Below are 24536 nucleotides of genomic sequence, written 5' to 3'. Positions count from 1 at the left end.
GGACGGGGATTCGGTGTCTGCTCGGCAGGAGGAGATGGTGTCGCTGACCATCGACGAGCACCAGCTCAATGTCCCGAAGGGCACGCTGGTGATCCGGGCTGCCGAATTGGTCGGAATTCAGATCCCCCGGTTCTGCGACCACCCGCTGCTGGACCCGGTCGGTGCCTGCAGGCAGTGCCTGGTGGAGGTCGAGGGCCAGCGTAAACCGGTGGCGTCGTGCACCGTCACCGTCGCACCGGACATGGTGGTTCGCACCCAGCTGACCTCCGAGGTCGCCGACAAGGCCCAACACGGCGTGATGGAACTGCTGTTGATCAACCATCCGCTGGACTGCCCGATCTGCGACAAGGGTGGCGAGTGCCCGCTGCAGAACCAAGCGATGTCGCACGGGCGGGCCGAAACCCGGTTCACCGACGTCAAACGCACATTCCCCAAACCGATCAACATCTCCGCCCAGGTGCTGCTGGACCGGGAACGCTGTGTCCTGTGCGCGCGCTGCACCCGCTTCTCCGACCAGATCGCCGGGGACCGGTTCATCGATCTCCTCGAGCGCGGCGCGCAGCAGCAGGTCGGTATCGCCCCCGGCGAGCCGTTCGAGTCCTACTTCTCCGGCAACACCGTGCAGATCTGCCCGGTCGGGGCGTTGACCGGCACCGCCTACCGCTTCCGGGCCCGCCCGTTCGACCTGGTATCGAGTCCGAGCGCATGCGAACATTGCGCGTCGGGCTGCGCGCAGCGCACCGACCACCGACGCGGCAAGGTCATGCGCCGGCTGGCCGGAGACGACCCGGCGGTCAACGAGGAGTGGAACTGCGACAAGGGCCGCTGGGCGTTCACCTACGCCACCGTCGGCGACCGCATCACCGCCCCGTTGATCCGTGACGATGACGGCGGCCTGCGTGCTGCGTCGTGGTCGGAAGCGCTGACGGTCGCCGGAGCGGGTCTGGCCGCGGCCCGTGGTGACGCCGGGGTGCTCGTCGGTGGCCGGGTGACCGCCGAGGATGCCTACGCCTACGCGAAGTTTGCCCGAATTGTGCTGTCCACCAACGACATCGACTTCCGGGTCCGTCAGCACAGCAGTGAGGAGGCGGCGTTTCTGGCCAGCCATGTCGCCGGCCGCGCCATGACCGTCACCTACGCCGACCTCGACGCCGCCGATACCGTGCTGCTGGCCGGGTTGGAGCCCGAAGAGGAATCGCCGATCGTTTTCCTGCGACTGCGCAAGGCGGTTCGCAAGCGCGGACTACCCGTTCTCGGGGTTGCCCCGTGGGCCGGCAACGGCCTGCGCAAGCTGTCGGGCACCCTGCTGCGCGCCGCCCCGGGTGCGGAATCCGATGCGATTGCCGCAGCAACCAGCCTGACGCCGCGATCGGTGATCCTGGTCGGTGAACGACTCGCCGCGGCCCCGGGTGCGCTCTCGGCGGTGGCGCGGCTGGCCGAGACGACCGGCGCCCGGGTCGGCTGGGTTCCCCGCCGCGCCGGGGACCGCGGCGCCGTCGAAGCCGGCGCGCTACCCAACCTGCTGCCCGGCGGCCGCCCGGTCGCCGACGCCGCGGCGCTGTGCGAGACGGCCCAGGCGTGGCACGTCGACACGCTGCCCACCACGGTGGGTCGGGACACCGGCGCGATTCTGTCGGCGGCCGGCCCCACCGGGGCGCTGCTGATCGGCGGCGTGGAACCCGCTGATCTGCCCGATCCGGCCTCGGCGCTGGCCGCGATCACCGCGGCCCGCTTCGTGGTCAGCCTCGAGCTGCGTGAGAGTGCGGTCACCGAACGCGCGGACGTCGTGTTCCCGGTCGCTCCGGTGGTCGAGAAAGGGGGCTCGTTCCTCAACTGGGAGGGTCGTGTTCGGCCTTTCGAACCGTCGCTGCGCACCAACGCCGTCCCCGATCTGCGGGTGCTGAATTTCCTGGCCGACGAGATCGGCGTCGACCTCGGACTGCCCACCGCGCAGGCCGCCGCCGACGAGCTGGCCCGACTGGGCAGCTGGACCGGCCCGCACGCGGGCGCACCCGACGTGGCGGCACCACCGGTGGCTCGCCCGGGACCCGGTCAGGCCGTGTTGACCGGCTGGCGCATGTTGCTCGATTCGGGACGTCTGCAGGACGGCGAACCCCACCTGGCCGGGACGGCGCGTCCGGCGGTGGCGCGCCTGTCCGTAGCCACCGCAGCCGAGATCGGGGTGGCAGAGGGTGACCCGGTGACCATCAGCACCGAGCGGGGCACCCTCACCCTCCCGGTGGCGATCACCGACATCGACGACCGGGTCCTGTGGTTGCCGCTGAACTCGGCGGGCAGCGCGGTGCACGCGACACTCGGGGCGACGATCGGGGCCGTCGTCTCCATCAAGCGGGCCGGATCATGACCTACCCCGACCCCACCCTGTTCGGTCACGACCCCTGGTGGCTGATGGTGGCCAAGGCGCTCGGCGTCTTCGTGTTCCTATTGCTGACGGTCTTGGCGGCGATCCTCATCGAGCGAAAACTCCTGGGCCGGATGCAGTTGCGCCTGGGACCGAATCGGGTCGGCCCGCGCGGCCTGCTGCAGTCGCTGGCCGACGGCGTCAAACTCGCACTGAAGGAAGGCCTCGTCCCGGCCGGTGTGGACCGGCGGATCTATCTGGCCGCACCCGTGATCGCGGTCATCCCGGCGTTCCTGGCCTTTGCGGTCATCCCGCTGGGCGGCGAGGTATCGGTGTTCGGGCACCGGACGGCGCTGCAGCTGACCGACCTGCCGGTCGCGGTGCTCTACATCCTGGCGGTGACCGCGATCGGGGTGTACGGAATCGTGTTGGCCGGATGGGCTTCGGGTTCGGTCTATCCGCTACTGGGCGGGCTACGCTCGACGGCCCAGGTGGTGTCCTACGAGATCGCGATGGGGCTGTCCTTCGTGGCGGTGTTCATCTTCTCCGGCACCATGTCGACGTCGGGAATCGTTGCCGGCCAGAACCACTCGTGGTTCATTCTGGTGCTACTGCCCTCGTTCCTGGTGTACATGGTCTCGATGGTCGGCGAGACCAACCGCGCCCCGTTCGACCTGCCCGAAGCCGAGGGCGAACTGGTCGGCGGATTCCACACCGAGTACTCGTCGCTGAAGTTCGCGATGTTCATGCTCGCCGAGTACGTCAACATGACCACCGTGTCGGCGCTGGCGACCACGATGTTCCTGGGCGGCTGGCAGGCACCATGGCCGTTGAGCATGATCGACGGCGTCAACAGCGGCTGGTGGCCCCTGCTGTGGTTCACCGCCAAGGTGTGGTTGTTCCTGTTCTTCTTCATGTGGCTGCGCGCGACCCTGCCACGACTGCGCTACGACCAGTTCATGGCACTGGGGTGGAAGTTGCTGATCCCGGTGTCGCTGGCCTGGATCATGGTGGTGGCTTTCCTGCGGATTCTCGTCGACGAGGACTCCAGCAGATGGGTGGTCGGACTGGCCGGAGTCGCAACCGTCGCGGTCCTGGCGGCCGGCCTGACGGCGCGAACCCGCCTGCGGCGCAACGCGCAACGCCGGATACCCACCACCGCGTCCTCGGACACCGCAATATTCCCGGTGCCGCCCCTACCCGCGAAAGAGCGTGCAGATGTCTAAGTTCCTCGACGCAATCGCCGGCTTCGGCGTCACGTTCGGTTCGATGTTCAAGAAGCCGGTCACCGAGCAGTATCCGGAGAAGCCCGGCCCGGTGGCGCGCCGGTATCACGGACGCCACCAACTCAACCGATATCCCGATGGGCTGGAGAAGTGCATCGGGTGTGAGTTGTGCGCGTGGGCCTGCCCGGCCGATGCGATCTATGTCGAGGGCGCCGACAACACCGAGGCCGAACGGTATTCGCCGGGCGAACGCTACGGCCGCGTGTACCAGATCAACTATCTGCGATGCATAGGCTGTGGCCTGTGCATCGAGGCGTGCCCCACCCGGGCGCTGACGATGACCACCGACTACGAGATGGCCGACGACAACCGCGCCGATCTCATCTACGGCAAGGACAAGCTGCTGGCCCCGCTCGATCCCGGCATGGCCGCACCGCCGCACCCGATGGCACCGGGCAGCACCGACGACGACTACTACCTGGGTAACATCACGCCGATCGCCAGCCCGGTCCATGGGGATGCTCGGTGAGCTCGCACGGGAGGCACATTCGTGGGTGAAACCGTACTGTTCTGGGTACTGGCGGTGGTGGCGGTCGTCGGCGCGCTCGGCGTGGTGGCCGCGCCGAAGGCGGTGTACTCGGCGATCTCGTTGGCCGGCACCATGATCGCGCTGGCGGTGATGTACATCGCCCAGGACGCCCCGTTCCTCGGTGTGGTGCAGGTGGTGGTCTACACCGGCGCGGTGATGATGCTGTTCCTGTTCGTCCTGATGCTCATCGGTGTGGACTCCTCGGAATCGCTGGTGGAAACGATTCGCGGACAACGTGTTGCCGCCATCATCGTGGGTGTGGGCTTCGGAATCTTGTTGATCGCCGGGATCGGCACCGTCTCGGTCAACGGTGTCACCGGGCTGGCCGAAGCCAACGCCGGCGGGAACGTGGAAGGGTTGGCGGCGCTGATCTTCACCGAGTACCTGTGGGCCTTCGAGCTGACCGGTGCCCTGCTGATCACCGCCACGCTCGGGGCGATGCTGCTGGCACACCGGGAACGTCTCGCCCACCGCAAGACCCAACGCGAGCTGGCGATCGAACGTTTCGCTCCCGGCGGGCACCCCACCACGTTGCCCAATCCGGGGGTGTACGCCCGCCACAACGCGGTGGATATGCCGGCCCGGCTGCCCGATGGCACCAGCTCGCACCTGTCGGTCAGCGCGATCCTGCAGATCCGTCCGGTGCCGGAAGCCAACGGAGGCCACGATGAGCCCCGATAACTATCTCTATCTGTCGGTGCTGCTGTTCACCATCGGGGCGGCCGGAGTTCTGCTGCGGCGCAACGCCATCGTCATGTTCATGTGTGTCGAGCTGATGCTCAACGCGGCGAACCTGGCCTTCGTCTCGTTTTCCCGGATGCACGGACACCTCGACGGTCAGGTGGTGGCGTTCTTCACCATGGTGGTCGCCGCCTGTGAAGTGGTGATCGGCCTGGCGATCATCATGACCATCTTCCGGACGCGGCGCTCGGCCAGCGTCGACGCGGCGAATCTGCTGAGGCACTGAGACCAGATGACTCCTCCTGTGTGGTTGCCGATCGCACTGCCGCTGATCGGTGCGCTGGTCCTGTTACTGGGTGGCCGACGCACCGATCGGTGGGGTCATCTGCTGGGGACCGGCGCGGTGCTGGGTTCTTTCGGCTGCGCCGCTGCGCTGTTCATCGACATGGCCGGGCGCACCGCTGACACGCGTGCGGTCGGGCAGACGTTGTTCAGCTGGATCCCGGTCGGCGATCTGCGGGTCGATTTCGGACTGCAACTCGATCAGCTGTCGATGTGCTTCGTGCTGCTGATCACTGGGGTCGGTTCGCTGATCCACATCTACTCCATCGGCTACATGGCCGATGATCCGGACCGCCGGCGGTTTTTCGGCTATCTGAACCTGTTCGTGGCCGCCATGCTGGTGCTGGTACTCGCCGACAACTACCTCGGTCTGTATCTGGGCTGGGAAGGCGTGGGCCTGGCGTCGTATCTGCTGATCGGGTTCTGGGCGCACAAGCCGTCGGCGGCCACTGCGGCGAAGAAGGCGTTCGTGGTCAACCGGGTCGGCGACATCGGATTGGCCGTCGCGCTGATGGCGATGTTCACCGCGGTCGGCGCGGTGTCGTTCACCGAGGTGTTCGGCGCCGCACCGCAACTCAGCGAGAACATGTCGACGCTGATCGGTGTGATGCTGCTGCTGGCGGCGTGCGGGAAATCCGCGCAGGTGCCGTTGCAGTCCTGGCTCGGGGATGCGATGGAGGGCCCGACACCGGTGTCGGCGCTGATCCACGCCGCGACGATGGTCACCGCGGGTGTGTACCTGATCGTGCGTTCGGGACCGATCTTCGACCTGGCCCCGCATGCGCAGACCGCTGTGGTGATCGTGGGCGCGGTGACGTTGTTGTTCGGTGCGGTGATCGGATGCGCCAAAGACGACATCAAGAAGGCGCTGGCCGCCTCGACGATGAGCCAGATCGGCTACATGGTGCTCGCGGCGGGACTGGGCCCGGTGGGATACGCGTTCGCGATCATGCATCTGCTGACCCACGGCTTCTTCAAGGCCGGGCTGTTCCTCGGTGCGGGTTCGGTGATGCACGCGATGGATGATGAGGTGGACATGCGTCGCTACGGCGGTCTGCGCAGAGCCCTACCCATCACCTTCGCCACCTTCGGTCTGGGCTATCTGGCCATCATCGGCATTCCGCCGCTGGCCGGGTTCTTCTCCAAGGACAGCATCATCGAGGCCGCGTTGGGTGCCGGCGGCGTCAAAGGCGTGGTCCTCGGTGCGGTGACGATTCTGGGTGCCGGCATCACCGCGTTCTACATGACGCGGGTGATGCTGATGACGTTCTTCGGAGAGAAGCGTTGGGCGAGCGAAGCGACGGGAAATGAGCCGTGGGACAAGGACAACCATCCGCATGAGGCGCCCGCGGTGATGACGTGGCCGATGATCCTGCTGGCAGTCGGGTCGGTGACCTCCGGCGCCGCGCTGGCGATCGGCGGCACCCTGGAGCATTGGCTGGAACCGGTTGTCGGCTTCGAGGAGGTCCACCACGTGCTGCCGGTGTGGGTGGTGACGGCGATCGTGCTGTCGGTGGTGGCAATCGGCATCGGGGTGGCCTACCGGATGTACGGGTCCCGACCGGTCCCCGACGTGGCACCGCAGGCTTCGGCGCTGACTGTCGCCGCACGTCGTGATCTCTATGGCGACATATTCAACGAGAGAGCGTTCATGGTTCCGGGAGCCACGCTCACCCGGGGCCTGGTCGAGATCGACGACGAGGCCGTCGACGGCGTCGGCGCCGGACTGGCCAACGCGGTGGCCCGGATATCGGGTGGGTTGGGGCGGCTGCAGACCGGCTTCGCCCGCTCCTATGCGTTGGCGATGCTGATCGGGGCAGCCCTACTGATCGCGCTGATCCTGGCGGTGACCCTGTGACGGGCGTTCCGTGGCTGACGGTGCTGTGGGTGGTTCCGATGGTCGGCGCACTGGCGGTGATGCTGCTCCCGCCGGCGGCGCGCCACCTGGCCAAAGGGGTGGCCCTGGCGGTGTCGCTGGTGGTGCTGGCCGTCACCGCCGTGGTGGTGGCCGGCTTCGACCCCGCGGGTGAGCAGTTCCAGTTCGTGGAGAACTACCGCTGGATCCCATCTTTCGGCACCGGCTACATCCTGGGCGTCGACGGGATCGCATTGGCGTTGGTGGTGCTGACCGCGATGCTGGTTCCGCTGCTGATCGTCGCCGGCTGGAACGATGCGCGCGATGAATCCAGTTGGGGCGGAAGGTCGGTGCACATCTACTTCGCGCTGACGCTGGCCGTCGAGGGTATGGTGCTGATCGCCCTGCTCGCCCTGGACATCCTGCTGTTCTATGTGTTCTTCGAAGCGATGCTGATCCCGATGTATTTCTTGATCGGGGGTTTCGGCGGCGCACGGCGCAGTGCGGCAGCGGTGAAGTTCCTGCTGTACAACCTGTTCGGCGGTCTGATCATGCTGGCCGCGGTCATCGGTCTCTACGTCGCGACGGCGGCCAGTCCGGCATTCGACGCCGGCACGTTCGATTTCCGCGCGATCGTCGCCGCGGTCACCGGTGGTGAGTTTGTGCTCAACCCGGTGGTCATGCACCTGATCTTCGGCGGGTTCATGTTCGCGTTCGCGATCAAGGCGCCGCTGTGGCCGTTGCACCGCTGGCTGCCCGATGCGGCGGTGGAGGCGACCCCGGCCAGCGCGGTGCTGATGATGGCGGTGGTGGACAAGGTCGGCACGTTCGGCATGATCCGCTACTGCCTGCCGCTGTTCGGCGATTCCGCCGCCTACTTCCAGCCACTGATCATCACCCTGGCGGTGATCGGCATCGTCTACGGTGCCATCGTGGCGATCGGCCAGACCGACGTGATGCGGTTGATCGCCTACACCTCCATCTCGCACTTCGGCTTCATCATCCTCGGTATCTTCGTGATGACCTCCCAGGGCCAGTCCGGGTCCACGCTGTACATGGTCAATCACGGCATCTCCACCGCCGCGCTGTTCTTGATCGCGGGATTCCTGGTATCACAGCGGGGTTCGCGACTGATCTCCGCGTACGGGGGCGTGCAGAAGGTGGCGCCGGTGCTGGCAGGCACCTTCCTCATCGCCGGCTTGGCGACGCTGTCGCTGCCGGGGCTGGCACCGTTCATCAGCGAATTCCTGGTTCTGATCGGCACATTCGTCCGTTATCCGATACTCGCGGTGCTGGCCGCCGGCGCGCTGGTGCTCTCCGCCATCTACATCCTGTGGACGTACCAGCGGATGATGACCGGGCCGGTGACCCCGGGCAATGCCGAATTGCGTGATCTGCGACCACGCGAGATCGCTGTCGTCGCACCGCTGATCGCGCTGCTCGTGGTTCTCGGGGTTTATCCCAAACCGGCGTTGGACGTGATCGATCCGGCAGTCGGGCACACGCTGACCTCCATCGGCCAAACCGATCCACCGCCCGCGATCGCGGAAGGACCGCTGCGATGAACCCGGTCACCCCGTCGGTCGAATACGGTCTGATCTCTCCGATGCTGATCGTGTTCGGCGCCGCCGTGCTCAGTGTGCTCATCGAAGCCTTCCTGCCGCGCCGCAGTCGTTATGGCGCACAGGTGATTCTGAGCCTGGGCGCGCTGGCGGCCGCGTTCGTCGCGGTCGTCCTGGTGGCGCGCGACCTGGGCGCTGAGCGCGGTTCGCTGGCCGTGATGGGCGCGCTGGCCATCGACAGACCTGCGTTGTTCCTGCAGGGCACCATTGTGCTGGTCGGCGTGTTGGGTGTGCTGTTGATCGGTCAGCGACAGGTCGGCGGTGGCGGCGAGTCCGCGCACGACGATCGAGGGCTCGATGGGTTCACCCCGCAGGCCTCCACGGTGCCGGGCAGTGTCGCAGAACAGGCGGCGACCCGGGCGGCAGTCGTGCAGACCGAGGTCTTCCCGCTGACATTGTTCGCCACCGGCGGCATGCTGATCTTCCCGGCCGCCAACGACTTGCTGACGATGTTCATCGCATTGGAGGTGCTCTCGCTTCCGCTGTATCTGCTATGCGGTCTGGCGCGGCGCCGTCGACTGCTGTCCCAGGAAGCTGCGCTCAAGTATTTTCTGCTGGGCGCGTTCTCGTCGGCATTCTTCCTCTACGGCGCAGCCATGCTCTACGGGTACGCCGGCACGCTGAAACTGCCCGGCATCGCCGACGCGGTAGCCGCCGGGGAGGGCACGACGTCGCTGGCCCTGGTCGGCATCGCCCTGCTGTTGGTGGGGGTGTTGTTCAAGGTCGGCGCCGTTCCGTTCCATTCCTGGATTCCCGACGTCTACCAGGGCGCTCCGACGCCGATCACCGCGTTCATGGCCGCTGCGACCAAGATCGCCGCGTTCGGGGCGCTGCTGCGGTTGTTCTACGTCGCGGTGCCCGAGTTGCACACCGCCTGGCGCCCGGTGCTGTGGGCGGTGGCGATCTTGACCATGGCGGTCGGCACCGTCGCGGCCGTCACCCAGGTCGACGTCAAGCGGATGCTGGGTTACTCCGCGGTGGCGCACACCGGCTTCATCCTGACTGGTGTGATCGCCGGCACCGAGGCCGGTCTGTCCTCGACGCTGTTCTACCTGTTCGCCTACGGGTTCTCGACGGTCGGAGCCTTCGCGATCGTCGGTTTGGTGCGCGACGCCGCCGGCGAGGAAGACAGCGCGGTGGCGCACTGGGCGGGTCTGGGACGGCGCTACCCCGTCGTCGGGATCGTGTTCTCGCTGTTCCTGCTCGCGTTCGCCGGGATTCCGTTGACCAGCGGCTTCGTCAGTAAGTTCGCGGTGTTCAAGGCTGCGGGTGAGGGCGGGGCGATTCCGTTGGTGGTGGTCGGCGTGGTCGCCAGCGCGATCGCGGCGTACTTCTACGTCCGGGTCATCGTGCTGATGTTCTTCACCGAACGACCAGACGACGCGCCCGAGGTGGTGGTACCCGGGGCGGTGACCACGGCCGTCGTCACCGTGACCGCGGCAGTCACCTTCGCGCTGGGCGCGCTGCCCCAGCCGCTGCTCGACCTGGTGAACTCGGCGGACCGGTTCCTCTGATCGCTGTGCTACCAACGTCGCATGACCGCTGAACAACTCGCGTTGACCGCCGATGTGGACGCGGTACGGGTGATCACGTTGAACCGTCCATCGGCACGCAACGCGCTGGGCCGCGAGCTGATTCGCGCCGTCTACGACGCGTTGACCGCCGCCGACGCCGACGAGTCGGTCCGGGCGGTCGTGCTCACCGGCACCGATCCGGCGTTCTGCGCGGGCATCGACCTCAAGGAAGCGGCCCGCGACGGCATGGCGTACTTCGACGAGTTCCAGCGCTACAGCTGCATCGCGGCGGTGGCCGCGATGCGCACCCCGGTGGTCGGCGCGATCAACGGCGCGACCTTCACCGGCGGTCTGGAGATGGCCCTGGGCTGCGACTTCCTGATCGCCTCACACCGCGCGGTGTTCGCCGACACCCACGCGCGGGTCGGCATCCTGCCCGGCGGTGGCATGACCGCCCGGCTGCCGCAGATCGTCGGCGCGGCGATGGCACGTCGATTGTCGATGACCGGCGAGGTGGTCGACGCCGCGCGGGCCGAACGCATCGGACTGGTCACCGAGGTGGTGGCCCACGAGCAGCTGCTGGCACGGGCGGTGGACCTGGCGGCGCAGATCACCGAGGTGCCGCGCGCGACGATGCGGGGACTCAAGCAGATCTACACCCGCGGGGCGGCTGCGGTGATCGATCCGGCGCTGGCCGCCGAGGAGCAGATCGCGACGAGCGCGGACCGCGACCTCGACGGCATCGCAGCACGGTTCGACGCGGTCACCGAGCGCAACAAGGGCCAGATCGCACCCCGCTGAGGACCGCTGAGCGAGCACCGAGGGGCAATCAGGGTGCGGTGACGCCGCGCACCAGGATCTCGGTGACGCTGTCCACCCAGTCGCCGCTGGTCAGGTCATCCGGAGATTGCAGTACGGCCAGCAGGGTGGCCCCGCCGATGATGTCGACCAGACGTTCCGGCGTCACCCCGCTGCGCACCTCGCCACGCTTGATGGCCTCGTCGAGACGCTCCCGCAGCGCGACGATCACGTCGCCGAAGCGGGCGGCGACCCGGCCGGCCAGATCGGCGTCGGCCGTCATGTCGGCGATCAGTCCCGGCAGCGCGGCCCGCACCACCGGGGTGACGAACACATCGCGCGTCACCTCGATCATCGCCCGTAGGTCCGAGCCGAAATCCCCGGGCGGCGATTCGATCGCCGACGGCGTGGCCGGAAACGCGGCCTCGTGCACCAACTCAGCTTTGCTGGACCACCGGCGATACAGCGCGGTCTTGGTCGTTCCGGCCCGTTCGGCGACCGCGGCCATCGTCAGGTTGGCGTAACCGATTTCGACAAGCAACTCCGCGGTCGCGCGCAGTATGGCAGCGTCGATGCGTGGATCCCTGGGCCGTCCGGCCCCGGAGCTCTTGTCAGCCGCGGACGGTTCTGCTTTCATAACGCTACCCATCGTATCGTAATTTGGTGGGCGGGAAAGGACTCATCTGTGAGCAGTGAACCATCAGTCGAAGACGTCGAACGCCTGCAGCGGTCCAGCCGCGACATGTCTGATGTGCCGGCGGCATTGTCGCAGTGGCTGTCGACGGTGCTGCCCGATGTCGCGCCGGAGATCACCGTGGAAAGTGGTGTCGACAGCAACGGCATGTCCTCCGAGACGATCCTGCTGTCCGGACGCTGGCACCAGGCCGGCGCTCCGGTCGAGCAGAAGTGGGTGGCCCGAGTGGCGCCGGCAGAGGCCGACGTCCCCGTCTTCGAACATTACCGGCTCGACCACCAGCACGAGGTGATGCGGCTGGTCGCCGAACTGACCGATGTGCCGGTGCCTCGGGTGCGCTGGCTGGAAACCACCGGAGATGTGCTCGGTCGGCCGTTCTTCCTGATGGACCGGGTCGAGGGGGTGGTGCCACCCGACGTGATGCCCTACCCGTTCGGCGGTAACTGGCTCTTCGACGCCTCCCCCGAACAGCAGCGCCAGGTTCAGGACAAGACCGTCGAGGTGCTGGCCTCGCTACACAGCATTCCCCAGGCCGCGCAGGTGTTCGGCTTCCTGCAGGACTGTGATCCGCCCGGAGAAACCGCACTGCACCGCCACTTCGGCTGGCTGAAACGCTGGTATGAGTTCGCCGTGCCCGACATCGGGCGATCAGCGTTGGTCGAGCGGGCTCTGGCCTGGCTCGACGAGCACTTCCCCGACGACGTCGCTGCTGCCGAACCGGTGTTGGCGTGGGGTGACGCGCGCATCGGCAACGTGATCTACCAGGACTTCCGTCCGGTCGCGGTGTTGGACTGGGAGATGGCAACAGTCGGCCCGCGCCAACTCGACCTGGCCTGGATCTGCTTTGCCCACATGGTCTTTCAGGAACTGACCAAACTCGCCGGACTGCCCGGCATGCCGGACTTCCTGCGCGAGGAAGACGTGCTGGCCACCTACCGGGAACACACCGGCGTGGCGATCACCGACCTCGACTGGTTCTACGTCTATTCCGCGGTGATCTGGTGCTGTGTCTTCATGCGCACCGGCGCACGCCGGGTGCGTTTCGGCGAGGCCGAACGGCCCGATGATCCGGAGTCGTTGTTCTACCACGCCGCGTTGCTGCGGCGGATGATCGGAGAGGAAAGCTGATGCTCGGACCGATGGACGAATACCCAGTGCACCAGGTTGCGCAACCGATCGCGTGGCCGGGATCCTCGGACCGCAACTTCTACGACCGTTCGTACTTCAACGCCCACGATCGCACCGGCGACATCTTCGTGATCACCGGCATCGGCTACTACCCCAACCTCGGCGTCAAGGACGCCTTCCTGTTGGTGTCGCGCCGCGGCAGTGGCAGGTTCGGCGACAGTGAGCACACCCAGACCGCGGTACATCTGTCCGACGCGATCGACTCAGACCGGTTGCACCAGCACGTCGGCAACTACCGTGTCGAGATCATCGAACCGCTGCGCAAGCTACGCATCGTCTGTGACGAAACCGAAGGCATCGCAGCCGATCTCACGTGGGAAGGGCTGTTCGATCCGGTGCAGGAGCAACCGCATGTGATGCGGCGCGGCACCCGGGTCACCCTCGACGCGCAACGGTTCGCGCAGGCCGGCACGTGGAGCGGCATGATGAGCGTCGACGGCACCGACATCGCCGTCGACCCCGAACGCTGGATCGGCACCAGGGACCGCTCCTGGGGTATCCGACCGGTCGGCGAGGCCGAACCGGCCGGGCGGCCCGACGACCCGCCGTTCGAGGGCATGTGGTGGCTCTATGTGCCGATGGCGTTCGACGACTTCGGCATCGTGATCATCATGCAGGAGGATCCGTCGGGATTCCGGTCGCTCAACGACTGCACCCGGATTTGGAAGGACGGCCGCATCGAGCAGCTGGGCTGGCCCCGGGTCACGGTCCGATACCGCTCCGGTACCCGCATCCCGACCGGTGCCACCATCGAGGCGACCGCATTCGACGGCAGTCCGGTGCGTTTCGAGGTCGAGTCGAAACTGGCGGTGCCGATCCACGTGGGTGGCGGCTACGGGGGCGACTCCGACTGGGTGCACGGGATGTGGAAGGGAGAGAACTTCACCGAGCGCCTGACCTACGACATGACCGATCCCGCGATCGTCGGCCGGGCCGGGTTCGGAGTGATCGACCACGTCGGGCGGGCGATCTGTCGTGACGCCGACGGCGTCGAACGCGAAGGCTGGGGCCTGTTCGAGCACGGTGCGCTGGGCCGCCACGACCCGTCCGGCTTCGCCGACTGGCTCACCGTCGCACCCTGACCCGGGTCAGGCGGGGCGGATTTCGGGGACCTTCGCGCGGCCGAACACCATCGATTCCCCGATCCGGTCGAACCGGTGGTCGATCGCGTCGAGCACGTAGTTGTGCCGCACGTTCCAGGGCCGGTGTGTCCCGGATTTCGGCAGCGCGTGCGGCGAGCGCTTCACGTAACCGGCGTTGATGTCCCAGGCCGGCTTTTCTTCCATCGCGACGTCGCCCAGGTGCGGGTAGGCGTGGGTATAGCCGTGGGAATCCATGTGCGCCAACAGGTTCGCCACCGCTCGGGCGGTGAGGTCGGCCCGCAGCGTCCATGATGCGTTGATGTAGCCCACGCACCAGGCCAGGTTGGGCACGTCTTGGAGCAGGTGCTCCTTGTAGACGAAGCGCTGCTGGGGCTTGATCTCCTCGCCGTCGATGCTCAGCGCCACCCCGCCCAGGGCCTGCAGCTGCAGGCCGGTGGCGGTGACCAGCACGTCGGCCTCGACCCGCTGTCCGGAGGCCAACACCACCCCGGAGCTGTCGATGTGGTCGATCCGATCGGTCACCACGTCGGCACGGCCCCCCGCAATGGCTTCGTAGAAGTCACCGGACAGGATCAGGCACAGTCGCTGATCCCACGGGTCGTAGCTGGGATTGAAGTGCACATCGACCGGATAGCCCTTGGGCAGATGATGTTTGGCAACAGCCCGGATGATGCGCCGGCTCAGCTTGGGGGCTTTGCGAGCCACCCCGTAGACCGTGACGATGAACAGCAGGTTGTACAGCCATGCCAGCCGGTACCCGAGCCGGCGCGGCGGGATCCTGCGCAGGAACTGAACCACCGGGTTGATCCGCTCCCCCGACAGCAGATACGTCGGCGACCGCTGCACCATCGTGACGTGCCCGGCATCTTTGACCAGCGCCGGGATCATGCTGATCGCGGTGGCGCCGCTGCCGATCACCACGACCTTCTTGCCGGTGTAGTCCAGGTCCTCGGGCCAGTGCTGCGGATGTACCACCGGGCCGGCGAAGTCGGCCTGCCCGGGCAATTCGGGCCGGAACGGATGGTCGTAGTCGTAGTAGCCGGTCGCGAAGAACAGGAACCGGCCCCGCACCGTGGTGGGCTGACCGTCGTGGGTGATCTGCACCGTCCAGGTATCGGTGGTCGAATCCCAGTCGGCGGCCAGCACCCTGGTGTCGAACTGGATGTGGCGGTAGATGTCGTGCTTGCGGGCGGTGTCCTCGAGGTAGTTGCGGATGTCGGGGCCGTCGGCGACGTTCTCGGGCCGGGTCCACGGCTCCCACGGATAGGACAGCGTCAGGATGTCGCTGTCGGAGCGGATGCCCGGGTAGCGGTGCAGATCCCAGGTACCGCCGATCCGCGAGCGTCGTTCCAGGATCCGGTAGCTCAACTGCGGGTTGCGTTCCTGGATCCGGTAGGCCGCTCCGATTCCGGAGATACCCGCCCCGATGATCAGGACATCGACGTCTGGACGTGCCGAGAACTCGTGATCGTGCTGGCGCACCCGCAACCTCCTTTGGTCCGCGTACGTACCACGATATGGGTCTCGTGCGATTTGGGCGCGCAAAACGACGCTCTGCGTCCGTGAGCGCGCCGAATCCGCGAGGATGGGGCGATGGTCGACGTCGTTGTCGTGGGGGCGGGGTTCGCGGGACTCACCGCGGCCCGCGAGCTGACCAGGTTGGGTCACGACGTGATCGTCCTGGAAGGCCGTGACCGGGTGGGCGGGCGGTCCTACACCGTCGAGTTGGCCGGTGTGGCGGTGGACCTCGGCGCGACGTTCGTCGGGCCCACCCAGGACGCGGTGCTCACGCTGGCCGCCGAGCTGGGCTGTGAGCCGATTGCGACCTTCGGTCGGGGCAAGAATCTGATTCGCTGGCGCGGCCGGGTCCGCAGCTACCGCAGCACCATTCCTCGGCTGTCGGTGCTCGAACTGCTCGACGTCTCACGCATCCAGTGGCGGTTCGAACGCCTCTGCCGCAAGGTGCCGGTCAGCCAGCCGTGGACCTCCCCGGCCGCCGAGCAGTTGGACTCACTGTCCCTGGATCGCTGGCTGCGATCGGTGCACGCCGGCGCGTCGACCCGCGACCTGATGGCGATCATGTCGCGGGTGACCTGGGGCGCCGAGCCCGACGCGGTCTCGCTGCTGCACGCGGTGCGCTACGTCAAAGCCGCCGGGGGGCTGGGCCGCATGCTCGATGTCGAGGGCGGTGCCCAGCAGGACCGCTTCCTGGCCGGCACGCAGCAGATCGCGCTGCGGATGGCCGAGGAACTCGGTGACCGGGTCCGGCTGGGAGCGCCGGTGCGCCGCATCGCCACCCGACCGGAGGGTCCGGTGACCATCTCCACCGGCACCGAGGACATCACCGCCGCCGCGGTCGTGGTCGCGATCGCCCCGGCACACCGCACCCACATCGACTTCGATCCGCCCCTGCCGCCGGGTTACGACATGCTGGCCCGGAACTGGCCCCAGGGCCGGCTGAGCAAGGCCTACGCCGCCTACGACAGACCGTTCTGGCGTGACGGCGGCTGTTCGGGTGAGGCGCTGTCCGACGAGGGACCGGTGTTCATCACCTTCGACGTCAGCCCGGAGGACTCCGGTCCCGGTGTGCTGCTCGGGTTCACCGACGCGCGCACCTTCGACCCGTTGCCCGAACACCGGCGTCGCGAGGTCGCGCTGGCCGGGTTCGCCGCGTTGTTCGGTGACGCCGCCAACCAGCCGCTGGGCTATCGCGATCACTGCTGGGGGCGCGAGGACTTCGCTCCCGGCGGGCCGACCGCAGCGGTCCCTCCCGGGGCGTGGACCCGACACGGGCAGTGGTTGCGCGCACCGCTCGACGGCATCCACTGGGCAGGCACCGAGACTGCCGACGTGTGGACCGGTTTCCTCGACGGCGCCGTGCGCTCAGGGTTACGGGCGGCCGGCGAGGTGCATCACGTGCTGGCGGGCCGCGGCTGAGCCACCGACTCGAGCAACCACCGCAGATGGGCATTGACCTCGGTGGGCCGCTCGAGGATCGCGCAGTGCCCGCCGGTCAGCTCGACGAACCGTGCCAGATTCGGTGCCGTGGCGGCGATCTTGCGTGCCGACACCAGCGGTGAAAGCCGGTCCTTCTGGCTGCCGATCACCAGCGCCGGCACCGTGAGGTTGGTCAGGTCGATGTGCTCAGGACCGAGGTGGTCGACCAACGCGGTGGCCCACCCGCCGCGGCCGGCCGGCGGCGTCGTGTTGAACAGCTCGAACACGAAATGGCCGACGTCGGGGTCGGCGTCGCGGCCCACCGCGATCCTTGACATCAGCCGGCGGCTGGGCGCGCTGACCGCGCGGCCCAGCGGGGCCGCGCCGAACGTGCGGATCACCCGGGCGGCGGCCCGCACCCGAGCGTCGGCGAGGTTGGCCGGCACCGGCAGGAACTTCAGGTTGTGCAGCAGCTCACCGGTGGTGGTGTTGATCAACGCCACGGCGTCGGCGCGACGGCCCACGCTGTCCGGGAATCGTTCCGACCACGAGGTGATGGCGATACCGCCCATCGAATGACCGGCGATCACCGCGCGCTCACCAGGGGCCAGCGTCGCCTCCAGCACCGCGTCCAGGTCGGCGGCCAGATACTCCATGGTGTAGCCACCGCGGCGCGGTGGCACCCCGCTGCGGCCGTGACCTCGATGGTCATAGGCGATCACCCGGTAGTGCGCGGACAGGTCGGCGATCTGATGCGCCCACACCCGGATCGCGCAGGTGATGCCGTGGGCGAAGACGATCGGGTAGCCGTCTTCGGGGCCGAAAACCTCGGTGTGCAACCGCACCCCGTCGCGCGACCGGACCTCCACGATCCGCCCGTCGGGCAATGCTGCGGCGGGCGCGTAACCCCGCCGGCGCGAGCTGGTACCGATCCGCTCTGCCATCGCCACTCCTTGTTCGGCGCCACTGCCGGAACGCCGACTGTACCGCCGTGGCAGCCCTGCGGCGGCCCCGACACCGTGCGGTTGAATGGTGCCGACAGACACCCAGGAGGCCAGATGCGCGCGATTCAGATAGCCAGTCTCGACGGACCACAGGCCGCACAACTGGTCGACATCGAGGAACCGGCAGCCGAGGACGGCATGGTTGTGGTCGACGTACACGCCGCCGGCGTCGCGTTCCCCGATGCGCTGCAGTCGCGTGGGCTCTACCAGTACAAACCCGCCTTGCCCTACACCCCGGGCGCCGAGGTCGCCGGCGTGGTGCGCAGTGCCCCCGAGGGCGCCGGCGTGGTGCCCGGGGACCGGGTGGCCGGCTTGACGATGCTGTGCGGTGCGATGGCCGAAGTCGTTGCGTTGCATCCCGAACGGGTCTTCACGCTGCCCGACTCGGTGTCGTTCGAGGCAGGCGCGGGCCTGCTGTTCAACGATTTGACCATGCATTTCGCGCTGCGCACCCGCGGACGGCTGCAGGTCGGCGAGACGGTGCTGGTGCACGGCGCGGCCGGCGGTATCGGCACCTCCACGCTGCGGCTGGCACCCGCTCTGGGGGCCGCCCGCACCATCGCGGTGGTCAGCAGTGACGCCAAGGCCGAGGTGGCCCGGGTGGCCGGAGCGTCCGACGTGGTGCTTGCCGAGGGTTTCAAAGACGCGGTGAAGGACCTCACCGGGGGTCGCGGTGTCGACATCGTCGTCGACCCGGTCGGCGGTGACCGGATGACCGACTCGCTGCGCTCACTGGCTCCCGGTGGCCGCCTGCTCGTGGTGGGCTTCACCGCCGGGGACATCCCCACCGTCAAAGTCAATCGGTTGCTGCTCAACAATGTCGACGCCGTCGGTGTGGGCTGGGGCGCCTGGACCATGACCCACCCGGGTTACCTGCGCGAGCAGTGGGACGAGCTGGAGCCGCTGCTGGCCAGCGGCGCGGTGCCGGCGCCCCAGCCGGTGGTCTATCCGCTCGAGCGCGCCGGCGACGCGATCGCTGCACTGGAGACGCGCACCGCGCACGGCAAGGTCGTCGTCGCGGTGCGCTGACACCAGGTGGCCGGAACTGCTGCATTTCACTTTGCTCACTGAGATGATGGGAGTTGTGTCCAGCGCTGGGGAGGTCGTCGACGCCGATCCCCCCGTTGCTGGTTTCCTCGATTCGGTCGCACAACGGCCTACCGGGCTGGTCATCGAGGGTGAAGCAGGCATCGGAAAGTCGACACTGTGGCTCGCGCTGCTCGAAAAAGCGCGCTCGCGCGGGTACCGGGTGCTGTCGGCCCGGGTGGGTGAGGCCGAATCGGTGATGGCGTTCTCGGCGCTGGCCGACCTGCTTGCCGACGTCGAACCCGACTACCTGGCCGCGCTGCCCGGATTGCAGCGATTGGCGCTGGACCGTGTTCTGCTTCGCGCCGGCGTCGACGGGCCCGCCACCGACCATCGGGTGACCGCGGCGGCCTTCGTCGCGGTGCTGCGCGCGCTGACCGCCGATGGCCCGGTGGTGCTCGCGATCGACGACACGCAGTGGCTGGACTCATCGAGTCGCGGCGTCGTCGAGTTCGCAGCGCGCCGGCTGCAGGGGCCGTGCGGAGTGCTGGTGACCGAGCGCACAGTTCCCGGAAGCGGCACCGTGGCGCGGTGGCTGCACCTGGACCGCCCCGACGGACTGGAACGCCACGCGGTGCGACCGATGAGCTCCCGGGCTCTGCACACCATGCTCACCCAGCGCCTGGGCCGCAGCTTCCCCCGGCCCACCGTGCTCAGGATCGCCGAGATCTCGGGCGGCAACCCGTTTTTCGCGCTGGAGCTGGCGCGCGCGTTGGGCGACGGCACCGGTGTGTCCGATCAGCCCCTCCCCGAAACCCTGGCCGAGGTGGTGCGCACCCGCGTCGACAAGCTCACCGACGATGTCCGGGCTCTGCTGTTGAGTGCGTCGTGTGTGCCCAACCCGACGGTGGAGCTGCTGGCCAGTGCAACCGGCGCGACGCCCCAGCACGTCACGGCGTTGCTGGAGCGCGCCGAGGCGCACAGTGTCGTCGTCCTGGAAGGAAATCGGGTCCGGTTCAGCCATCCGCTGCTGGCCAGCCTGATCTACAACGACGCACCGGCCACCACGCGCCGTGCCACCCATCGGGTCCTGGCCGGGTTGGAAACGCATCCCGAACTTCGGGCCCGACACCTGGCGCTGGCCTCCGCGACCGGCGACGAGGAGATCTTCGCCGCGCTCGATCAGGCCGGTGACTTGGCGCGGGCGCGGGGAGCCCCCGCCGCTGCGGCCGAGCTGATCGACCTGGCGATCAATCTCGGCGGGGACACCCTGCTGCGGCGGCTGCGCTCGGCGGAGAACCACTTCCTGGCCGGCGACACGTCTGGTGCCAAAGAGGTGCTGGGTGCCGTCGGGGACTACCAGCCGCCGATCATGCGGGCGCTGGGTTCGGTGTTGTTGGCCACCGTCCACATGTACGACAACAAGCACACCGCGGCGGTGGACCTGCTGCGCAGCGCGCTCGACGACGCCACCGGCAACATCCCGGTGACGGTGCAGGTGCTGCTTCGACTGTCCTTCGCGCTGCACAGCATCGGCGACACCGAGGAGGCCCGCCGCCACATCCGCGACGCCGTCAAGCTGGCCGAGGAACTGGGCGTACCCGGGATCACCAGCGCCGCGCTGGCGTGGTCGGTGCAGTTGGACTTCCAGTGTGGTCGCGGGCTCGACGAAAAGGCGCTGGACCGCGCGATGGAGCTCTACGACAGCGCCCTGGACCTCCCGATCATCTTTCGCGCACCGATGATCAACGCGCTGGCGCTCTCGGGCACCGGTCGATTGGAGGAGGCCCACCGTCAACTGATCTCGCTGCGCACCGTCGGTTTCGAGCGCGGCGCCGAGAGCGACATGATGGCCATCGCGGGATTCCTTGCCATCAACAGTATTTGGCGGGGCCAGATCGCCGCGGCGCAGACCGAGGCCGCCGAGGCGGTCGAGCGGGCCGAGCAACTGGGCGGTGACGAGGTTCTGATCATCCCGATGACGGTGCGGGCCGCCGTCGCGGCATTTGCCGGTCACGTCGAGCAGGCCCGCGCCGACGCCGAGTGGGTACTGGAGGCGTCCTCACGCCGGCAGTCCAGCCTCGCCGACTGGCCGGGAATGACGTTGTGTTTCCTGGAGGAATCGCTGGGCAACCACCGCGCCGCGCTCGACGCGCTGGACCGGGCGTTCCTCGATCCCACCAAGGTGACCGCCACCGAGTTGATGTTGTCCTGGCACCTGCCCGATGTGATCGAGGCGATGGTCGGCGTCGGACAACTCGATGATGCCGAGACCCTCACCCGCGCTTTGGAACACAACGGCGAGCAGCACGACCGCCGGTGGATGAAGGCAGTCGGCGCACGCTGCCGGGCGATGCTGCTGGCCGCCGGTGGTGACGTCACCGCCGCCGAGCGGGTGGCTCGGCTCGCCATGGCCGAGCACGAGTCTTTGCCGATGCCGTTCGAACGTGCCCGTACTGCGCTGGTGTGGGGCCAGTTGCAGCGCCGGCTGCGGCGAAAGGGCGCTGCAGCAACGATATTGACCGAAGCGCTGGAGACCTTCGAGCGGCTGGGCACTCCGCTGTGGGCGCAGCGGGCACAGGCCGAGTTGTCCCGAACGGTCGTCTCGCCGTCCGACGGCAACGGCGGTCTCACCGAGTCCGAACAGCGAGTTGCCGAGCTGGCAGCGTCCGGCGCGACCAACAAGGACATCGCCGCGGCGATGTTCATCACCACCAAGACCGTCGAGCACCACCTCACCAAGGTCTACCGCAAGCTGGGCATCAGCTCACGCGCTGAACTGGGCAGGCGAATGGACCGGGTCCGCGAGGGCTAGCTGACCCACTCGGGCTGTCGGTCGACGTCGACGGAACCGAAGTCCTTGTGGGCCAGGTGCGCCAGGGTACCCCCATCGACCACGAACTCTGATCCGGTGGAAAATCCGGATTCGTCGGAGGCCAGGTAGACCACCAGGTTGCTGACGTCGGTGGGCGTCCCGATGCGTCCCAGTGCGGTGTTGAAGATATCCTCGGGCACCCAGTCGGCCATCGGGGTCTTGATCAGGCCGGGGTGGATCGAGTTGACCCGAATGCCGAACGGGCCCAGCTCCAGTGCGGTCGACTTGGTCAGGCCACGCACCGCCCACTTGGTGGCGGTATAGCCGTGACACGCGATCGTTCCGGCCATGCCCTCGATGGACGAGATGTTGATGATGGAGCCGCGACCGGCCGCCTTCATCACCGGTGTCACCGCCCGGATGCCGAGGAACACCCCGGTCAGGTTGATGTCGAGGGTGCGATGCCATTCGGCCAGTTCGTAGTCCTCCACGGTGCCGATGCTCAGGATCCCGGCGTTGTTGACCAGCACGTCGAGTCCGCCGAAATCGGTGACGGCGACCGCGACGGCGGCCTCCCAGTCTTCGGGGCGGGTGACGTCGAGGTGCAGGTAGCGGGCCGCGTCTCCGAGCTCGGCGGCAACCTGCTCACCCGCGGTGTCGAGGATGTCCCCGCAGACCACCCGGGCGCCGTGGCCGACCAGCTCCCGGGCGTGCGCAGCACCCATCCCGCGCGCGGCCCCGCTGATCAGAGCCACCTTGCCGGCCAACCGATCGGTCATGAAACCTCCTGTGTACGTGCGGATGTCATCTGGTAGTCGGCGGGGTCTGGATGGTGGGTCCATTTCCAGTAGTCGACGATGCGCCACGCGAACAGCGTGGGCAGCTCGCCGGCGGAGTTCTTGTAGTAACTGCTGGTGACCGCGGGGTGTGCGTAGACCATGGTCTGCAACCGGTCCTGGCTGCGGCGATGGTAGTCGGCGCACACGTCGGCTCTGGGCATCGCCGCGTCGGAGCCGGCGGTCAAGATCATGTCGATGCACCCCAGGATGTAGCGCATCTGGCATTCCGAGTTGTAGATGAGGCTGGCGCCGTTGACCGCGTTGGTGCCGGGGCCGAACATGCAGTAGAAGTTCGGGAACCCGGCGACGGTCACGCCGAGGTAGGCGAATGCGGAGTCACCCCAGACCTCGTTGAGGCCCGCACCGTCGACGCCGCGGATGTCGATCGGCCCGAGCTGGTGGTTGACGTCGAATCCGGTGGCCCACACCAGCACATCGGCGGCACGGTGGGTGCCGCCGACATCGGTCACACCGTGCGCGGTGATCTCGGCGATGCCGTCGGTGATCAGGTCGACGTCGTCGCGTTGCAGGGTGGTCAGCCAGGTGCCGTCGTCCTGCAAGGTGCGTTTGCCCATCGGCGGGTACCTGGGCGTGACCTTGGCCAGGAGGTCCTCGTCGTGGGTGAATGCCCGCATCCAGGCTTCGAAGACGTCGCGAATCATCTGATTGCCTTCGCTGACCGACAATCCGCCGTTGTCCCAGTCCGGGTCGATGGTGATCTGGTCGTTGAGCGCGTCGGCGATCGGCCACCACGACACGAACCGCAGCCAGCGCGCGTAGTACGGCAGATGACGGGTGGCCCACCGCGCGCCGTCGCCGATGGCCTCGTGGTAGTGCACGTTGGGCGCCATCCACTGCGGAGTGCGTTGGTAGACATCGACGTGGGCGGCCTGTCCGGCGATCGCCGGGACGAGTTGGAAGCCGCTGGCGCCCGCGCCGATCACCGCTACCCGCTTGCCGGTCAGGTCGACGGTGTCGTCCCAGTCAGCGGTGTGGAAAGCGGGACCGGCGAAGGTGTTGGCGCCGTTGATATCCGGGATGACGGGGTTGCTGAACTGCCCGACGGCGCAGATCAGAGCGCGCGCGGTCAGGGTTTGCGCGGTGCCGTCGGCCGAGCGGATGTCGATCCGCCAGGTCGCGGCGTCGGCGTCCCAGCGCGCAGCCAGGACTTCGGTTCCGAAGCGGACATGCTCGGCGATGCGGTAGCGCGCCGACACGTCGTTGAGGTACCGCAGAATCTCGGGCTGGGTGGCGTAGTGGTGTTCCCAGTGATCGGTCGGCTCGAACGAGTACGTGTAGTACTGGCTGGCGATGTCGACCCGGCAGCCGGGATAGCGGTTGGCCAGCCAGGTTCCGCCGACCCCGGACTGTTTCTCGATGATCTGGAACGGGATGCCGGCCTGCTGCAGTTTGATGCCCGCGAGCAGGCCGGACTCACCGCAGCCGATGACCACGACGGGAAAGTCGGCCCGCTGCGCCGCGGTCGAGGACAACTGCGGGCCGCGTTGATCGGTGTCGGTCAGTCTCAGATCAGCGGCAATGTAGTCGAGGAACTCGTCGGTCACCGCACCGGCGGTGACCACGTCGAGCATGGTGCGCAACTGCGCGGCGTCGGGGTGAAACGGCGGCGGGCAGCCGCGGTCTCGATAGTCGCGGACGACCTCGAACGCGCGCCGGCGCACCGCCTCCTTGTCCGACTCGGCCATCGCGCCCTGCAGGTCCATCGCGATCAGCATCACCGGTTTGGGCAGGTCGTCGAGCAGGCCCAGGTCTCCGGTCATGTGGACCATCGACATCAGCAGCGCCGGAACGCTGGCCTGATCCACCGCCCGGCGAAGGACCGCGTCGTCGGCATCGAGGAACGGCCGGCCGGTCAGCCGAGCCATATCGGACGCGTCGGCCCGGGCGTCACCGACCTGTGGCATGGGCCACACCATACAG

19 protein-coding genes are annotated in these 24536 nt (G+C 67.8%); 14 read left to right on the top strand and 5 right to left on the bottom strand.

The window, feature by feature from the left end:
* The first annotated feature begins 34 nt into the window (after positions 1–34).
* The 9 genes from KXD98_RS07460 to KXD98_RS07420 are packed head-to-tail and all read left to right on the top strand — an operon-like array spanning position 35 to position 10992.
* Positions 35–2365 carry an NADH-quinone oxidoreductase subunit G gene (locus tag KXD98_RS07460; protein WP_260765053.1) on the top strand — a complete coding sequence of 777 codons (2331 nt, stop codon included), beginning with the start codon at positions 35–37 and terminating at the stop codon, positions 2363–2365.
* Positions 2362–3588, top strand: a complete 1227-nt coding sequence (gene nuoH, locus KXD98_RS07455; protein WP_260762895.1) for an NADH-quinone oxidoreductase subunit NuoH — start codon at positions 2362–2364, stop codon at positions 3586–3588. Before KXD98_RS07460 ends, nuoH begins: the two co-directional genes overlap by 4 nt.
* Positions 3581–4117: an NADH-quinone oxidoreductase subunit NuoI gene (nuoI, locus tag KXD98_RS07450; protein ID WP_396882650.1), complete on the top strand. Its 537-nt coding sequence runs from the start codon at positions 3581–3583 to the stop codon at positions 4115–4117. The genes nuoH and nuoI overlap by 8 nt, the downstream gene beginning before the upstream one ends.
* Positions 4118–4138: 21 nt before the next feature.
* The gene (locus tag KXD98_RS07445; protein ID WP_260762892.1) at positions 4139–4858 is read left to right on the top strand and encodes an NADH-quinone oxidoreductase subunit J; all 720 of its coding nucleotides are present in this window, start codon (positions 4139–4141) and stop codon (positions 4856–4858) included.
* The gene (gene nuoK, locus KXD98_RS07440; protein WP_260762890.1) at positions 4845–5144 is read left to right on the top strand and encodes an NADH-quinone oxidoreductase subunit NuoK; all 300 of its coding nucleotides are present in this window, start codon (positions 4845–4847) and stop codon (positions 5142–5144) included. Before KXD98_RS07445 ends, nuoK begins: the two co-directional genes overlap by 14 nt.
* Before the next feature lie 6 nt (positions 5145–5150).
* Positions 5151–7058 (top strand): NADH-quinone oxidoreductase subunit L, encoded by a 1908-nt coding sequence (nuoL, locus tag KXD98_RS07435; RefSeq protein WP_260762889.1) that lies wholly within the window; start codon positions 5151–5153, stop codon positions 7056–7058.
* The gene (locus tag KXD98_RS07430) at positions 7055–8620 is read left to right on the top strand and encodes an NADH-quinone oxidoreductase subunit M (protein WP_260762887.1); all 1566 of its coding nucleotides are present in this window, start codon (positions 7055–7057) and stop codon (positions 8618–8620) included. Before nuoL ends, KXD98_RS07430 begins: the two co-directional genes overlap by 4 nt.
* Positions 8617–10191, top strand: coding sequence for an NADH-quinone oxidoreductase subunit NuoN (gene nuoN / locus KXD98_RS07425; protein WP_260762885.1), 1575 nt, complete (start codon positions 8617–8619; stop codon positions 10189–10191). Before KXD98_RS07430 ends, nuoN begins: the two co-directional genes overlap by 4 nt.
* 21 nt (positions 10192–10212) lie before the next feature.
* On the top strand, positions 10213–10992 hold the full coding sequence (locus KXD98_RS07420; protein WP_260762883.1) for an enoyl-CoA hydratase: 780 nt from the start codon (positions 10213–10215) through the stop codon (positions 10990–10992).
* Between the two features lie 28 nt (positions 10993–11020).
* Here the strand turns inward: KXD98_RS07420 and KXD98_RS07415 are convergent, their stop codons facing one another.
* Positions 11021–11626 (bottom strand): TetR/AcrR family transcriptional regulator, encoded by a 606-nt coding sequence (locus KXD98_RS07415; protein WP_260762882.1) that lies wholly within the window; start codon positions 11624–11626, stop codon positions 11021–11023.
* A 48-nt stretch (positions 11627–11674) separates the two neighbouring features.
* Here KXD98_RS07415 and KXD98_RS07410 point away from each other — a divergent pair, with 48 nt between their 5' ends.
* Entirely contained in the window at positions 11675–12811 is a 1137-nt protein-coding gene (locus KXD98_RS07410; RefSeq protein WP_260762880.1) for a phosphotransferase family protein, read from the top strand.
* Entirely contained in the window at positions 12811–13953 is a 1143-nt protein-coding gene (locus KXD98_RS07405; protein WP_260762878.1) for a hypothetical protein, read from the top strand. Before KXD98_RS07410 ends, KXD98_RS07405 begins: the two co-directional genes overlap by 1 nt.
* Before the next feature lie 6 nt (positions 13954–13959).
* Here the strand turns inward: KXD98_RS07405 and KXD98_RS07400 are convergent, their stop codons facing one another.
* Positions 13960–15456, bottom strand: coding sequence for an NAD(P)/FAD-dependent oxidoreductase (locus KXD98_RS07400; RefSeq protein WP_260762876.1), 1497 nt, complete (start codon positions 15454–15456; stop codon positions 13960–13962).
* Between the two features lie 111 nt (positions 15457–15567).
* Between KXD98_RS07400 and KXD98_RS07395 the strand changes: the two genes are divergently transcribed.
* Positions 15568–16911 carry a flavin monoamine oxidase family protein gene (locus tag KXD98_RS07395; RefSeq protein ID WP_260762874.1) on the top strand — a complete coding sequence of 448 codons (1344 nt, stop codon included), beginning with the start codon at positions 15568–15570 and terminating at the stop codon, positions 16909–16911.
* On the opposite strand, the gene KXD98_RS07390 is transcribed toward KXD98_RS07395, so the two are convergent.
* Positions 16887–17855, bottom strand: coding sequence for an alpha/beta fold hydrolase (locus KXD98_RS07390; protein WP_260762871.1), 969 nt, complete (start codon positions 17853–17855; stop codon positions 16887–16889). The two genes, KXD98_RS07395 and KXD98_RS07390, sit on opposite strands and share 25 nt — an antisense overlap.
* 114 nt (positions 17856–17969) lie before the next feature.
* On the opposite strand from KXD98_RS07390, the gene KXD98_RS07385 reads away from it, so the two are divergent.
* Both KXD98_RS07385 and KXD98_RS07380 read left to right on the top strand, forming a co-directional pair.
* A complete protein-coding gene (locus tag KXD98_RS07385) occupies positions 17970–18944 on the top strand; it encodes an NADPH:quinone oxidoreductase family protein (protein WP_260762869.1) in 975 nt (324 codons plus the stop codon).
* A gap of 46 nt (positions 18945–18990) precedes the next feature.
* Entirely contained in the window at positions 18991–21756 is a 2766-nt protein-coding gene (locus KXD98_RS07380) for a LuxR family transcriptional regulator (protein ID WP_260765052.1), read from the top strand.
* Here the strand turns inward: KXD98_RS07380 and KXD98_RS07375 are convergent.
* On the bottom strand, positions 21753–22535 hold the full coding sequence (locus KXD98_RS07375) for a glucose 1-dehydrogenase (RefSeq protein ID WP_260762867.1): 783 nt from the start codon (positions 22533–22535) through the stop codon (positions 21753–21755). The two genes, KXD98_RS07380 and KXD98_RS07375, sit on opposite strands and share 4 nt — an antisense overlap.
* Positions 22532–24520, bottom strand: a complete 1989-nt coding sequence (locus KXD98_RS07370) for an NAD(P)/FAD-dependent oxidoreductase (protein ID WP_260762865.1) — start codon at positions 24518–24520, stop codon at positions 22532–22534. The genes KXD98_RS07375 and KXD98_RS07370 overlap by 4 nt, the downstream gene beginning before the upstream one ends.
* Positions 24521–24536 lie beyond the last annotated feature (16 nt).

The organism is Mycobacterium sp. SMC-4 (assembly GCF_025263265.1).
Classification (GTDB): domain Bacteria; phylum Actinomycetota; class Actinomycetes; order Mycobacteriales; family Mycobacteriaceae; genus Mycobacterium.
The sequence above is the reverse complement of the archived record's forward strand: the minus strand, read 5'-3'. Positions and strand labels throughout refer to the sequence as shown.

What these genes read in the sequence shown, in the direction of transcription:
- KXD98_RS07415 (WP_260762882.1), bottom strand. Translation starts at nt 11,626, where the DNA reads ATGAAAGCAGAACCGTCCGCGGCTGACAAGAGCTCCGGGGCCGGACGG.
- KXD98_RS07385 (WP_260762869.1), top strand. Translation starts at nt 17,970, where the DNA reads ATGCGCGCGATTCAGATAGCCAGTCTCGACGGACCACAGGCCGCACAA.
- KXD98_RS07390 (WP_260762871.1), bottom strand. Translation starts at nt 17,855, where the DNA reads ATGGCAGAGCGGATCGGTACCAGCTCGCGCCGGCGGGGTTACGCGCCC.
- KXD98_RS07460 (WP_260765053.1), top strand. Translation starts at nt 35, where the DNA reads ATGGTGTCGCTGACCATCGACGAGCACCAGCTCAATGTCCCGAAGGGC.
- KXD98_RS07405 (WP_260762878.1), top strand. Translation starts at nt 12,811, where the DNA reads ATGCTCGGACCGATGGACGAATACCCAGTGCACCAGGTTGCGCAACCG.
- KXD98_RS07395 (WP_260762874.1), top strand. Translation starts at nt 15,568, where the DNA reads ATGGTCGACGTCGTTGTCGTGGGGGCGGGGTTCGCGGGACTCACCGCG.
- nuoL (WP_260762889.1), top strand. Translation starts at nt 5,151, where the DNA reads ATGACTCCTCCTGTGTGGTTGCCGATCGCACTGCCGCTGATCGGTGCG.
- KXD98_RS07380 (WP_260765052.1), top strand. Translation starts at nt 18,991, where the DNA reads ATGGGAGTTGTGTCCAGCGCTGGGGAGGTCGTCGACGCCGATCCCCCC.
- nuoK (WP_260762890.1), top strand. Translation starts at nt 4,845, where the DNA reads ATGAGCCCCGATAACTATCTCTATCTGTCGGTGCTGCTGTTCACCATC.
- nuoH (WP_260762895.1), top strand. Translation starts at nt 2,362, where the DNA reads ATGACCTACCCCGACCCCACCCTGTTCGGTCACGACCCCTGGTGGCTG.
- KXD98_RS07370 (WP_260762865.1), bottom strand. Translation starts at nt 24,520, where the DNA reads ATGCCACAGGTCGGTGACGCCCGGGCCGACGCGTCCGATATGGCTCGG.
- KXD98_RS07420 (WP_260762883.1), top strand. Translation starts at nt 10,213, where the DNA reads ATGACCGCTGAACAACTCGCGTTGACCGCCGATGTGGACGCGGTACGG.
- nuoI (WP_396882650.1), top strand. Translation starts at nt 3,581, where the DNA reads ATGTCTAAGTTCCTCGACGCAATCGCCGGCTTCGGCGTCACGTTCGGT.
- KXD98_RS07375 (WP_260762867.1), bottom strand. Translation starts at nt 22,535, where the DNA reads ATGACCGATCGGTTGGCCGGCAAGGTGGCTCTGATCAGCGGGGCCGCG.
- nuoN (WP_260762885.1), top strand. Translation starts at nt 8,617, where the DNA reads ATGAACCCGGTCACCCCGTCGGTCGAATACGGTCTGATCTCTCCGATG.